The organism is Geodermatophilus sp. SYSU D00525 (assembly GCF_054050475.1).
The window spans coordinates 1-13,607 of the sequence record NZ_JBJGZK010000032.1 but is presented as its reverse complement, the minus strand read 5'-3'; the positions used below and the strand labels follow the sequence as shown (position 1 = coordinate 13,607).

At 76.1% G+C, this 13,607-nt stretch carries 9 protein-coding genes; all 9 read left to right on the top strand.

Features of this window, described 5'->3' with window-relative positions:
* The first annotated feature begins 46 nt into the window (after positions 1–46).
* Positions 47–1,342 (top strand): glycosyltransferase, encoded by a 1,296-nt coding sequence (locus ACI796_RS20340; protein WP_456943033.1) that lies wholly within the window; start codon positions 47–49, stop codon positions 1,340–1,342.
* A gap of 14 nt (positions 1,343–1,356) precedes the next feature.
* Positions 1,357–2,706, top strand: a complete 1,350-nt coding sequence (locus ACI796_RS20335; RefSeq protein WP_456943032.1) for a glycosyltransferase family 4 protein — start codon at positions 1,357–1,359, stop codon at positions 2,704–2,706.
* Positions 2,707–2,892: 186 nt separating this feature from the next.
* On the top strand, positions 2,893–3,597 hold the full coding sequence (locus tag ACI796_RS20330; protein ID WP_456943031.1) for a 50S ribosomal protein L25/general stress protein Ctc: 705 nt from the start codon (positions 2,893–2,895) through the stop codon (positions 3,595–3,597).
* 92 nt (positions 3,598–3,689) lie between these two features.
* Complete coding sequence (pth, locus tag ACI796_RS20325; RefSeq protein ID WP_456943030.1) at positions 3,690–4,253, top strand: aminoacyl-tRNA hydrolase; 564 nt, start codon at positions 3,690–3,692, stop codon at positions 4,251–4,253.
* Positions 4,254–4,423: 170 nt separating this feature from the next.
* On the top strand, positions 4,424–5,914 hold the full coding sequence (locus ACI796_RS20320) for a sugar transferase (RefSeq protein WP_456943029.1): 1,491 nt from the start codon (positions 4,424–4,426) through the stop codon (positions 5,912–5,914).
* A 170-nt stretch (positions 5,915–6,084) separates the two neighbouring features.
* Complete coding sequence (locus ACI796_RS20315) at positions 6,085–7,365, top strand: DUF1972 domain-containing protein (protein WP_456943028.1); 1,281 nt, start codon at positions 6,085–6,087, stop codon at positions 7,363–7,365.
* Positions 7,362–8,117, top strand: a complete 756-nt coding sequence (locus ACI796_RS20310; RefSeq protein WP_456943027.1) for a CDP-alcohol phosphatidyltransferase family protein — start codon at positions 7,362–7,364, stop codon at positions 8,115–8,117. The genes ACI796_RS20315 and ACI796_RS20310 overlap by 4 nt, the downstream gene beginning before the upstream one ends.
* Positions 8,114–8,791, top strand: a complete 678-nt coding sequence (locus ACI796_RS20305) for a hypothetical protein (RefSeq protein ID WP_456943026.1) — start codon at positions 8,114–8,116, stop codon at positions 8,789–8,791. Before ACI796_RS20310 ends, ACI796_RS20305 begins: the two co-directional genes overlap by 4 nt.
* A 230-nt stretch (positions 8,792–9,021) precedes the next feature.
* A complete protein-coding gene (locus tag ACI796_RS20300; protein ID WP_456943025.1) occupies positions 9,022–13,488 on the top strand; it encodes a PKD domain-containing protein in 4,467 nt (1,488 codons plus the stop codon).
* Positions 13,489–13,607: the final 119 nt, after the last annotated feature.

Here is a 13,607-nt window from a genome sequence, read left to right as displayed (position 1 = left end):
GTCGCTAGCCTGCGCCGCATGCTCGCCACCAACGGGGCCCACTGAGGTGCGGCGGCCCGCTGACCAGGAGAAAGACCCGGTACTCGTCTTCGCCGGCCTCGACTGGTGGTACCACAACCGCGCGCACGCGGACTTCCAGCTGGCGTTCCGGCTGGCCGAGGAGCGCCGCGTGCTGCTCGTCAACGGCATCGGCATGCGGGTGCCCTGGCCGGGGCGGACCTCCGGGGTGGCCGGCCGGCTGGGCCGCAAGCTGCGGAGCGTCCTCCGCGGGGTGCGGCAGCCGCTGGCCGACGTCCCCGGTTTCCACGTGTACTCGCCGCTGAGCGTGCCGGCCTACGGCTCGCGGCTGGGGCGGGCGCTGAACACCCGGCTGGTGCGCTGGCAGGTCCGCGCGGTCCTGTGGTGGCTGCGCATGCCCGCCCCCTCGGTGCTCCTCAGCCCGCCGACCGCCTGGTCCGTGGTCCGCGGCCTGCCGAGGCGGAGGGTCCTGGTCAACCGGTCGGACAAGCTCTCGGCCTGGTCGGAGGTCGACACGGGGCACATCCGCGCCCTCGAGGAGGAGTCGCTGCGGGAGGCCGACGCCGTCCTGTACGTGGCCCACTCCCTCATGGCCGAGGACGCGCCGCTGGCGGGGGAGCGGGCGGTGTTCCTCGACCACGGCGTGGACGCCGCCTGGTTCGACGACGCCGGCGGGGAGCCGCCGCCCGAGCTGCAGCGGGTGCCGGGTCCGCGGGTCGGCTTCGTCGGCACGATGCGCGACCACACCGTCGACCTGGAGCTGCTGCGGCGGGTGGCCGTCGAGCTGCCCGACGTCTCCCTCGTCGTCGTCGGCCCCGTGTTCATGGACCTCGACGGGCTCGACGAGCTGCCCAACGTCCACCTCGTCGGCGCGCGGCCGCACGCGGAGGTGCCGCGCTGGTGCGCCGGCCTGGACGTCGCCCTGATGCCGTGGCTGGACAACGAGTGGATCCGGGCCTGCAACCCGATCAAGATGAAGGAGTACCTGGCCCTCGGGCTGCGGACGGTCACCACCGACTTCCCCGAGGCCCGGCGCTACGCGGACGTCCTCGACATCGCCCGGTCCGCCGACGAGTTCGTGGACCTGGTGCGCGCCGCGGTGGCCGACCCCCGGCCCGGGGACGCCGCGCAGCGGCGCGCCGCCGTGGCGGGCGACACCTGGGACGCGCGGACGGCCGAGCTCGCCCGGCTGCTCGCCCCGGAGGCCCCGCCCGGGTCCTCGTCCGGCCCGTCGTCCGGCCCGTCGTCCGGCTCCTCGTCCGGGGCCTCGTCCCGCCGCCTGCCCCCGTCCCGACCGGTGCCCGCCGGCGACCTCGCCTCGTGAGCCCGAGGAGGGCCATGCGTACCGTGACGTCCCCGCGATCCCCGCGCGTGCTGGTGATCGTGCAGAACCTGCCCGTCCCGCTGGACCGGCGGGTGTGGCTGGAGTGCCAGGCCCTCGCCTCCGCCGGCGTCACCGTGTCGGTGATCTGCCCCAAGGGACCCGGCGACCCCGGCTACGAGCTGCTCGACGGCGTCCACCTGTTCAAGTACCGCCCCGCCCCGGCGACCCGCGGCCTGCTCTCCTACCTGTGGGAGTTCGTGTACGCCTGGGTGCGCACGGCGCTGCTGTCGGTCCGGGTCCGCCGCCGGGTGGGCTTCGACGCCATCCAGGCGTGCAACCCGCCGGACACCTACTGGCTGCTGGCCCGGCTGTGGCGGCGTGCCGGGGTGCGGTTCCTCTACGACCAGCACGACCTCAACCCCGAGGTCTTCCGGTCCCGGTTCGGGGAGCCGCGCGGCCTCGTGGCCCGGCTGCAGTACCGGACGCTGCTGTGGCTCGAGCGCAGCACCTACCGCACCGCCGACCACGTGGTCTCCACCAACGAGTCCTACCGGTCGATCGCCGTGCAGCGCGGGGGGCGGGACCCGCAGCGGGTGACGGTGGTGCGGTCGGGGCCCGACACGTCGGTGATGCGGCCGCGCGACCCGGAGCCGGAGCTGCGCCGCGGCCGCCGCCACCTGCTCGTCTACCTGGGGATCATGGGCCCCCAGGACGGGGTCGACGTCGCGCTGCGGGCGCTCGACGTCCTGGTGCACCGGCACGGCCGGTCCGACGTCCACCTGGCGCTGCTGGGTTTCGGCGACTCGCTCGACGACCTGGTCGCCCTCAGCGCGGAGCTGGACCTCACCGAGCACGTGACCTTCACCGGCCGGGCCGACGCCGCCACGATCGCCCGCTACCTGTCGACGGCGGCGCTCGGCGTGTGCCCCGACCCGCTCAACCCGCTCAACGACGTCTCCACCATGAACAAGGTCATGGAGTACATGGCCTTCGCGGTGCCGTCGGTGGGCTTCGACCTCCGGGAGTCGCGGGTGTCGGCCGGCGACACCGGCGTCTACGTGGACCCGGCCGCCGGGCCCGAGGGACTCGCGTCGGCGATCGCCGACCTGCTCGACGACGAGGAGCGCCGGGTGGCGCTGTCGCTGGCCGCCCGCGACCGGGCGGTGCGCGAGCTCGACTGGCGGGCGCAGGCCGAGCGCTACCTCACCGCCTGGACGGCGCTGCTCGGCCCGCTGCCCCGGGTCCCGGCCCCGCGCCGGGCGGACGGGCCGGCGCCGGACCGGGTCGAGGCCCTGGTCCGGGCGCGCGGGGACGAGCCGGTCCCGCCGGCCGCGGTCGGCACGGCGCGGACGACCGCCCCGTAGTGCCGCCCGGGTGCGCGGCACCCCCGGTCCGCGCACCCGGTCCGGGCGTGCCACGTACACTGGCCGGAGCCCGGCGAGGGAGGCGGTCCGTCCGCGCTCCGTGATCGACGTGCGTGTGCTCCTGCGAGGTGTGCCGCGCCCGGCCGCCGGCACCAGGCCCATCCGCTGTCTGAGGAGCACACCACCGTGGCTGACTTCCGCCTCGTCGCCGAGGCCCGCACCGAGTTCGGCAAGGGCAGCGCCCGCCGGACCCGCCGCGCGGGCCGCATCCCGGCCGTCCTGTACGGGCACGGCCAGGACGTCGTCCACCTGTCGCTGCCGGCCCTCGAGTTCGCCGCGGTGCTGCGCAACGGCGGCACCAACGCCCTGATCACCGTCGTCCTCGACGGCCAGGAGCAGCTCGCGCTCACCAAGTCGGTGCAGCGCGACCCGCTGACCCGCCAGCACGAGCACGTCGACCTGCTGGTCGTCCGCCGGGGCGAGCGCGTCACCGTCGACGTCCCCGTCGTCGTCGTGGGCGACGCCGCCGCCGAGACCCTGGTCAGCGTCGAGCTGAACACCGTCTCCGTGGAGGCGCCCGCGACCGCGATCCCCGAGACGATCGAGGTCGACGTCACCGGTCACGAGGCCGGCAACGGCGTCACCGCCGGCGAGCTGTCGCTGCCCGGCGGCGCCACCGTGCTCACCGACCCCGAGGCGCTGGTCGTCAACGTCATGGCCGCCCCGACCGCCGAGCAGCTCGACGCCGAGCTCGCCGAGGCCGAGGCCGAGGCCGGCATCGAGCGCGAGGAGTCCGCGCCGGCCGAGGAGGCCGCCGGCGAGGGCGACGTCGTCCCCGAGCCGCTCGAGCAGGGCAGCGGCGAGTCGATCGAGTCGACCGAGAACAGCTGAGGTCCCCGCTGACCGAGAGCACGACCCGCAGGGGCGCCGGCACCGCCGGCGCCCCTGCGGCGTCCGCACCCTCCGAGGGGCCGTTCCTCGTCGTGGGGCTGGGCAACCCCGGCCCCTCCTACTCCGGCAACCGGCACAACGTCGGCGCGATGGTGCTCGACGAGCTCGCCGCCCGCGCCGGCGTGCGGCTCACCGCCGGCAAGGGCGCCCGCGCCCGCGCGCTGGCCGGTGAGGGGCGCCTGGCCGGCCGCCGCGTCGTCCTGGCCCGGCCGACCACGTACATGAACGAGTCCGGCGGGCCGGTGCGCGGCCTGCTCGACTACCACAAGCTGCCGGCCACGGACCTCGTCGTCGTCCACGACGAGCTCGACGTCCCCTTCGCCGCGGTGCGCCTCAAGCGCGGCGGCGGCGAGGGCGGGCACAACGGGCTGCGCTCGATCAGCCGCGCGACGGGCACGAGGGACTACCTCCGCGTGCGGGTCGGCATCGGCCGGCCACCGGGCCGCCAGGACCCCGCCGACTTCGTGCTGCGCGACTTCTCCGCCACCGAGCGCAAGGAGCTCGACCTGCTGGTCGCCGAGGCGGCCGACGCCGCCGAGGAGCTGCTCACGCGGGGCCTCGAGGCGGCGCAGAACGTGGTCCACCCGCGCACCTGATCCTCCCCTTCGGGTGAACAGTCACTCTCCGCATTGACCCCTCCATGACGCTCTGTGAGTGTCGATGGCGCGGAGGGGGAGTCCCGCGCTGGTTCGCTCCGGTGAGTTGACACGCACCGTGACGGGCGACCCCCTCGCACACGCAGAGTGACGCGGGGCGAGGGGGAGACGTGCTGCTGGACCGCCACGGTGCAGGACCGGGGACCGCCGCGCAGGCCCGGCTCACCCCCGGCCCGGTCGCCGCGCGGCTGCGGACGGTGCCCCGCCCGCCGTCGCGCCGCTGGGAGGGCCGCTACTCCGCCGTCCTGCACGCCCTCGACCTCACCGCCGCGGTCGCCGCGACCGGGGCCGTGGTCCTCGCCTCGCCGGCACCGGTGCGCGCCGCCCTGGTGCTGCCGGCGCTCGCCCTGGTGCTCGTCTGGCCGGTGCTGCTCGTCGGCACCGGCGCGCACGACGAGCGCGTCTTCGGCACCGGCAGCGACGAGTTCCGCCGCGTCGGCCGGGCCGGGTTCCTCCTGCTGACCCTGAGCAGCTTCACCTCCTACGCCGCGCACCTGGACCTCAGCCGCGGCCTCGTCGTCCTCGCCGTCCCCGGCCTGACCGTGCTGACCCTCGCCGGCCGGTACGCCGCCCGGTGCCGGCTGCGCCGGCTGCGGGCCCGGGGCTCGTGCACCAAGCGGGTGGTGGTCGTCGGCCGCGGCGGCGCGGTGACCGAGCTGGCGGCCCGCCTGCGCGGCGGGGTCTTCGCCGGGCTGGAGGTCGTGGCCGCCTGCGTGACGCCGGAGAGCCGGACGCGGGTCGCCGAGGTGCTCGGCGTCCCGGTCACGGGGCTCGACGACGTCGCCGCCGCGGTGGCCCGGCACGGGGCCGACACCGTCGCGGTGACCTCCGCCAGCGAGACCGCGGCGGAGTACCTCCGCCGGCTGTCCTGGGAGCTCGAGGGCACCGGCACCGAGCTGCTGGTCGCGCCGGGCCTCATCGAGGTCGCCGGCCCGCGGCTGCACATCCGCCCGTTCGAGGGCCTGCCGCTGCTGTCGATCGAGCAGCCCCGCTTCGAGGGCTGGGGCCGGGTGGTCAAGGGCGGCGTCGACCGCGCCGTCGCCGCGCTCGCCGTGCTGCTGCTGGCGCCGGTGCTGCTGGCGCTGGCCCTCGCCGTCCGGCTGGACAGCCCGGGTCCGGTCCTCTACCGCCAGGAGCGCGTGGGCGTGAACGGCCGGCGGTTCACCATCCTCAAGTTCCGCAGCATGGCCGTCGACGCCGACCGCCGGCTGGCCGAGCTGCTCGACCGCAACGAGGGCGACGGGCTGCTGTTCAAGATGCGCCACGACCCTCGCGTGACCCGGGTCGGCCGCTGGCTGCGCCGCTTCTCCCTCGACGAGCTGCCGCAGCTGTTCAACGTCCTCGGCGGGTCCATGTCGCTGGTCGGCCCGCGCCCGCCCCTGCCGACGGAGGTCGAGCGCTACGACACCTCGGTCAGCCGCCGGCTGCTGGTCAAGCCGGGCCTCACCGGCCTGTGGCAGATCTCCGGCCGCAGCGACCTGTCGTGGGAGGAGGCCGTGCGCCTGGACCTCCGCTACGTGGAGAACTGGTCGCTGGCGCTGGACGCGCTGATCCTCGTCAAGACGGTGCGCGCCGTGGTCAGCAGCTCCGGCGCCTACTGAGCCGCCGCCGTCCGCCGCGGTCTCACCCCCGCCTCACCCCCGTGCCACCCCGCGGGGGGACGAGCGCAGCTCCTCCCCGTTCCTAGCGTCGGAGCGGACCTCCCGCCCGAGGTCCCCGGCCCACCCGCTCGCGCACCCGCGCGGCGCCACACCCTCCCGGAGGACGACCGATGGCCCGCACGAGCATCGCCATGGTGGGGACCCGCGGTGTCCCGGCCCGCTACGGCGGCTTCGAGACGGCGGTGGAGGAGGTGGGTCGCCGGCTCGTCGAGCGCGGGCACCGGGTGGTCGTCTACTGCCGCACGGCCCCCGGGGCGGAGGAGCCCCCGCCGGCCGGGCACCTCGGCATGGAGCTGGTGCACCTGCCCGCCGCCCGACGCCGGTCGCTGGAGACCCTGAGCCACACCGCCCTGTCGGTGCGGCACCTGCTGGCGCACCGCACCGACGCGGCGATCCTCTTCAACGCGGCCAACGCGCCGCTGCTGCCGGCGCTGCGGGCCGCCCGCATCACGGTCGCCACGCACGTCGACGGCCTGGAGTGGAAGCGCGCGAAGTGGGGTCCGGTCGGCCGGCGCTACTACCGCGTCGCCGAGGCCCTGGCCGTCCGGTGGTCCGACGTCCTCATCGCCGACGCCGAGGGCATCGCCGAGTACTACCGCGAGGCCTTCGCCGCCCCGACCACGCTGCTCACCTACGGCGCCCCGCTGATCGCCCCGGGTTCGCACCGGCTCGCCGAGGCCGGCCTCGAGCCCGGCGGCTACCACCTGGTCGTCGCCCGCTTCGAGCCGGAGAACCACGTCGACCTGATCGTCGAGGGCTACACCTCCAGCGAGGCGGGCAAGCCGCTGGTCGTCGTCGGCTCGGCGCCCTACGCCGACGAGTACACCCGCCGGGTGCACGCGCTCGCCGACGAGCGGGTGCGCTTCCTCGGCGGGGTGTGGGACCAGGAGCTGCTCGACCAGCTCTACGCCAACTGCGCGACCTACCTGCACGGCCACTCCGTCGGCGGCACCAACCCGTCGCTGCTGCGCGCGATCGGCGCGGGGGCGGCGGTCACCGCCTTCGACGTGTCCTTCAACCGCGAGGTCGTCCGGGACTCGGGCCGCTTCTTCCGCACGCCGCAGGACGTGGCGCGGGAGCTGGCCGCCGTCGAGGCCGACCCGGAGGGCACCCGGCGGGCCGGCCGCCGCGCCCGCATCCTCGCCGCCCGCTACGACTGGGACGAGGTCGCCGCCGGCTACGAGGAGCTGGCCCTGCGGCTGGCCGCGCGCGACGTGCCCCGGCGGCGGCCCAGCGGCCGCCGGCGTCCGACGGCGGCCGACCTGCCGTTGACGCCGGCCGTGCCCACCGGCGAGCCGGCGCCGCCGGCCGAGGTCGTACCCGACAACGTCGTCCCCCTGCCGACCCCGGCGCCGGGCGGCTGGCGCTCCCTCCCGGCGGGCCAGCAGTGACCGCCGCGACCGCGGCGGGTCCCGCCGCCGGCGAGACGCTCGCCGGGACCGTCCGCCGGCTGGCCGGCGCGCAGAAGGGCGCCCAGGGCGCCCCCGCCTACTCGCGGTTCGTCAACCGGCCGCTGGGCCGGGTGCTGGCCGCGCTCGCCTTCCACGCCGGGCTCACGCCCAACGCGGTGACCGCCGTGAGCGCGGGGTGGACGACGGCCGGCATCGTGCTGCTCGCGGTGGCGCCGCCGGCGTGGGCCACCGGCGCCGCGGTCGCCGCGTGCCTGGTGCTCGGCTACGCCCTCGACTCGGCCGACGGCCAGCTCGCCCGCCTCCGCGGCGGCGGGTCGCCGGCGGGGGAGTGGCTCGACCACGTGGTCGACAGCGCCAAGATCGCCAGCCTCCACCTCGCCGTGCTGCTCTGCCTGACCCGTGTCGACGGCCTCGCCCGTGGCTGGTTGCTGGTCCCGCTGGGCTTCTCGGTCGTGGCGGTCGTGCACTTCTCCGCGACCCTGCTCAACGAGGCGCTGCGGGCCCGGCACGGCGTCCGCACCCGGGCGGCCGCCACCGACACCCGGCCGAGCGTGCTGCGCTCGCTGCTCGTCGCGCCCACCGACTACGGCGTCCTCTGCCTGGTCTTCGTCCTGCTCGGTGCGCCGGCGGTCTTCCTCGGCGCGTACGGGCTGCTGGCCCTCGGCACGGCCGGCTACGTCGTCCTGGCGCTGGGGCGCTGGTACCGCGAGATGGGAGCCCTGCCCCGATGAGTCCCCGAGACGAGGCGACCCCGGCGCCGTCCTCCCGCCGCCGCCTGCTGCTGGCCGGTGTGGCCGTCCTCCTGTGCGCGGCGCTCGCCGTCCTCGCGGTCGTGGCCGGACGCGGCGGCGGGGACGGCGACACCGCCGCGGCCGCGACGACCGCTGCGCCGGGGACGACGGCGACCGTCTACCCGACCGAGGTGGTCCTCCCGACCGGCACCGTGCCCCCGGCACCACCCACGCCGGAGCCGACCGGTCCCACCGAGGACGCGACGGCGCTGCCGCCGAGCCTGCCGCCCGTGGTGGTGGGTGAGCAGGCCGCCGTGGGCGACGGCGTCACGGCCGAGGTCCAGGACCTCGAGGCGGTCGAGGGCAGCGCCGAGGGTCCCGGTCAGGTCGCCGGTCCCGCGGTGCGGGTGACCGTGCGGATCACCAACGGCACCGACGCGCCCGTCTCGCTGGACGCCGTCGCCGTGGACCTGACCACCGGCCCGGACGCCACTCCTGCGTCCCCGCTCGAGGACGCGTCGTACGCACCCTTCACCGGGACCGTCGAGCCGGGCGGCGACGCCGTCGGCGTCTACGTCTTCACCGTGCCCGGAGACGCCCGTGACGCGGTGACGGTCTCCGTCGGCTACCAGGCCGGCGCTCCCTACCTGGTGTTCACCGGCTCCGCCGACTGAGCCCGCCCCGACCGGCGCCCGCCGACCCCTCCCCGGGGCCGGCGGGCGCCGTCGTACGTCCGGGACCCCGCCGCCGGTGACGGAGCGTTACCCGCGCGGGTGACCAGGGGCCACCTGTGGGTGGCCGGACACCTGATCAGGTGATCGCACACTCCCGGTACCCGTGTCACCGTCACTCTCGGTGAAGGGCGGCTGATGACGGCCCGCCCGGGTACATGGGGGAGACGAGCGTGTCTGCACGTGTGTGGTCGTTGCCTGCTGCGTCCTTCCGGGCGGTGGCGGGACTGCTGAGCCTGCTGCTGGTCGCCGGGGTCCTGGGCCTCGCGGTCCCGGCCACCGCCCGGGCGGACGCGACGCCGTTGGACCCCGGCACGCCGGCGACCGTCACGGCCGACGTGCTCCCCACCGTCCAGGTCAACGGGGTGGTCTGGGCGCAGGTCGTCGTCGGCAACACCGTCTACGTGGCCGGGAAGTTCACGCGGGCCCGTCCCGCCGGCGCAGCTCCAGGGCAGCAGGAGACGGTCCGGAACAACCTGCTCGCCTTCGACATCCGCACGGGCCAGCTGGTCACGTCGTTCACGCCGGACCTGAACGGCCAGGCCCTGGCGATCGCCGCCTCACCTGACGGCAGCCGCGTCTTCGTCGGGGGCGACTTCACCGTCGCCAACGGCCAGCCCCGCAACCGCGTCGCGGCCTACGACACCGCCACCGGTGCGCTCGTCGCCGACTGGCGCCCGAGCGTCAGCGGGCAGGTGCGGGCGATCGCCACCCTCGGCACCTCGGTCTACCTCGGCGGCGCGTTCACCGCGGTGGGGACGACCAGCCGCACGCGGCTGGCTGCGGTGTCCTCGGTCAACGGCGCCCTGCTGCCGTGGGCCCCGGTGCCCGGCATCGGCTCCACGGCGGGCAACGTGCTGCCGATCTGGCAGGACGAGGCGACCCTCACCCCCAAGCGGGACGCCCAGGGCAACGTCGTCCTGGACACGGCCGCCAACTCGCGGACGAGCAACGACGTCCAGGCGCTGGTCGTCGCGGGCGGCAAGGTCATCGCCGCGGGCCGCTTCGACAGCCTCAACGGCGTCAAGGCCACGGGGGTCGGTGCCCTCGACCCGGTCAGCGGGGCGACCCGTCCCTTCGCGGTCAACCAGCTGATCACCAACCAGGGCGCCAACTCCGCCATCTGGAGCCTGTCGACCGACGGACGGGCCGTGTACGGCACCGGCTACGACTACTACGGCCCCGGCAACATGGAGAGCGCCTTCGCCGCCTCGGCGACCGACGGTGCACTGCTCTGGGCCAGCACCTGCCGCGGGGACACGTACACCAGCTGGCCGCTCGGCGGGGTCGTCTACACCGGCTCGCACGTGCACCTCTGCGGCAACATCGGCGAGTGGGCGGAGTTCGAGCCCCGGCAGCACCGGTACGCGGCGGCCTTCAGCGCCACCGCCGCCGGGACCAACGGCCCCTTCACGTTCGTCAACGCCAACTTCGCCGGCACGCCGGCGCCCGCCCTGCTGACCTGGTGGCCCACCCTGGCGCCGGGCACCGCCAGCGGCCAGGAGCAGTCCGCCTGGTCGATCACCGGCAACGACCAGTACCTCGTCTACGGCGGCGAGTTCCCGAGCGTCAACGGCGTGCCGCAGCAGGGCCTGGTGCGCTTCGCGCTGCCAGGGACGGCGCCGAGCACCGTCGCGCCGAGTTCGGGCACCCTCACGCCCACCCTCACCTCGCCCGCCCCCGGCACCGCCCGGGTCGTCTGGCGTGAAGCCAACGACCCCGACAACGAGCACCTCACCTACTCCGTCTACCGGGACGACGTCCCCACGCCGGTGTACCAGGTGACCAGCGGACAGGACTGGTGGAACCGGGAGACGCTGGCCTTCACCGACCGCGGCCTGACCGCGGGTGCGCACACCTACCGGGTCGTCGTGGCCGATCCGCAGGGCAACCGCAACAGCGGGTCCTGGGCGTCGGTCACCGTGTCCGCCGGCACCACCCCGGCGCGCGGCTACGTCGAGATGGTCCGGGCCGACGGTGCCCAGTCGCTGTGGTCGCTCGGGAACACCGGCTTCGCCCTGGACCAGGTCGGCGGCTACGACCTGGCGGTGAACGGCGGCGTCACGCGTGGCCAGGCCGGCGCACTGGCCGGAGACGGTGACACGGCCGCGGCGCTCAACGGGGCCGGTGGGCTGGCCGCCACGACCGTCCAGGCGCCGGCCCCGCAGGTCTTCTCGCTCGAGGCGTGGGTCAACACCCGGACCACGGCCGGCGGCATCGTCGTCGAGTTCGGCAACCGCAACACCGGGATCGCCCCCGCCCACGACCGCCTCGTCTACTTCGACCGTGCGGGCCGGCTGAACTTCGGCGTCTGGCAGAACGCCTACAAGGTCATCAGCAGCCCCCGGGCGTACAACGACGGTCGCTGGCACCACGTGGTCGCGACCTTCCGGGCCGGGTCGATGGTCCTGTACGTCGACGGGGCGCAGGTCGCCGCCCGCACCGACGTGCTCATGGGCGAGCCGAGTCACGGCTGGTGGCGGATCGGCGGTGGCTACAGCTGGGAGTTCGCGGGCGACTCCTGGTACAACGGCCGGGTCGACGAGGTGGCCGTCTACCAGTCGGTGCTCCCCGCGGACCGGGTCGCCCAGCACTTCGCCGCCGGGAGCACCGGCAACACCCCCAACCTGCCCCCGACGGCGATGTTCTCCGGCACGACCACCGACCTCACCGTCGCGCTCGACGCATCGGCCGCGGCCGACCCCGACGGCACGGTGACGTCGTGGGCCTGGGACCTCGGGGACGGCACGACGGCCGAGGGCCGCACGCTGACCCACACCTACGCGGCCCCCGGCACCCAGGTGGTCCGGCTGACGGTCACGGACGACGACGGCGCGACGGCGACCAGCAGCCAGGTGGTCACCGCCTCCGCACCGCCCACCGGCATCGGGTCGATCGCGGCGGACGCCTTCGACCGCGAGGTCGCCACCGGCTGGGGGACCGCCCAGGTCGGCGGCGCCTGGACGGTGACCGGGGCGGCCGGCAGCTCGGCGGTCACGGGCGGCAGCGGGCGGCTGACGGCCGCGCCCGGCAGGGACGCCTCGGCCCGGCTCGCCGCGGTCTCGCGGACGGACGTCGCCGCGCAGGCCGACCTCGTGCTCCCCGCCGTCCCCACCGGTGGCGGGGCGTACGCGAGCCTGGCGCTGCGGCGGTCCGGCAGCAGCGACTACCGGCTCAAGCTCTGGTACCGCAGCACCGGCCAGCTCACCGCGATGCTGGTCGCAGTCGTCAACGGCGCCGAGCGGACCCTCGGCCAGTACGCGGTGCCGGGCTCCGTGGCCGCCGGTGAGGAGCTGACCGTGCGCGTGGAGGTCCAGGGGACCGGGACGACGCAGCTGCGGGCCAAGGTGTGGCGCAGCGCGACCGCCGAGCCCGCCGCCTGGGCGGTCACCGCGACCGATGCGACGGCTGCCCTGCAGCGGCCCGGCGCCGTGCTCCTCTACCTCTACGCCTCGGGCAGCGCCACGGCGCCGGTCACGATGCGGGTCGACGACCTCCGCGCGGAGCCGGCCGGCACGGTCACGGTGGCCAACCGGGCGCCCACGGCCGCCTTCACCGCGACCCCCGACGGTCTGTCGGTGGCCGTCGACGGCTCGGCCTCGGTCGACGCCGACGGCGCGGTCGCCGGTCACACCTGGGACTTCGGCGACGGGACGTCGGCCACCGGCCGCACCGCGACGCACGCCTACGGCGCTGCGGGGACCTACACGGTCCGGCTGACCGTCGTCGACGACCTCGGCACGACCGGTACGACCACCCGCCAGGTCACGGTCGCGACGCCGACCCCGACGCCGACCCCGACCCCGACGCCGACCCCGACCCCGACGCCGACGCCGACCCCGACGCCGACCCCGACCCCGACGCCGACCCCGACCCCGACGCCGACGCCGACCCCGACGCCGACCCCGACCCCGACGCCGACCCCGACCCCGACGCCGACCCCGACGCCGACCCCGACGCCGACCCCGACGCCGACCCCGACGCCCGGGTCCCCGGCCCTCGCGACCGACTCCTTCGAGCGGCAGGTCACCGACGGCTGGGGGACCGCGGACAGCGGGGGACCGTGGACCGTCGCCGGGATGGCCGGCAACGGCTCGGTCACCGGCGGCGCGGGACAGCTGCGCGGTGCGGCCGGTCAGGGGACCGTGGCCTCCCTGGACGCGGTCTCCCGCACCGACGTGGCGGTCCAGGCGGAACTGACGCTGCCGCAGGCACCCACCGGGGGCGGGACCTACGTCAGCCTGGGCACCCAGCGCGTCGGCCTGACCGATTACCGGGTCAAGCTGCGCTTCACCGCGACCGGTGCCGTGGACCTCTCGCTCGTCCGCATGGTGCGCAACGTGGAGACGGTGCTCGGCACGGCCCGGCTGGCCGGCACCTACGCGCCCGGGACCTCGCTGACGGTCCGCTTCGAGACCGCCGGGACGGGGACGACGACCCTGCGGGTGAAGCAGTGGGTCACCGGGACGGCCGAGCCGGCCGCCTGGTTGCTCGAGCGCACCGACACCACCGCCGCGCTTCAGCGTTCTGGCGTCGTGTTCCTCGAGGAGTACGTGTCCGGCAGCGCCACCGCGCCGTCGGCGGTCCGGGTCGACGACGTCTGGGTCGGGCCGGCCGGCACGGCCCCGGCCACGGCGTGAGCGCCCCGGCGGGGGGGGGGGGGGGGGGGGGGGGGGGGGGGGGGGGGGGGGGGGGGGGGGGGGGGGGGGGGGGGGGGGGGGGGGGGGGGGGGGGGGCGGGCGGGGGGGGGTGGGGGGGG

Excerpts from the sequence above, each read along its gene's own strand:
- ACI796_RS20335 (WP_456943032.1), top strand. The coding sequence starts at position 1,357 with ATGCGTACCGTGACGTCCCCGCGATCCCCGCGCGTGCTGGTGATCGTG.
- ACI796_RS20315 (WP_456943028.1), top strand. The coding sequence starts at position 6,085 with ATGGCCCGCACGAGCATCGCCATGGTGGGGACCCGCGGTGTCCCGGCC.
- ACI796_RS20305 (WP_456943026.1), top strand. The coding sequence starts at position 8,114 with ATGAGTCCCCGAGACGAGGCGACCCCGGCGCCGTCCTCCCGCCGCCGC.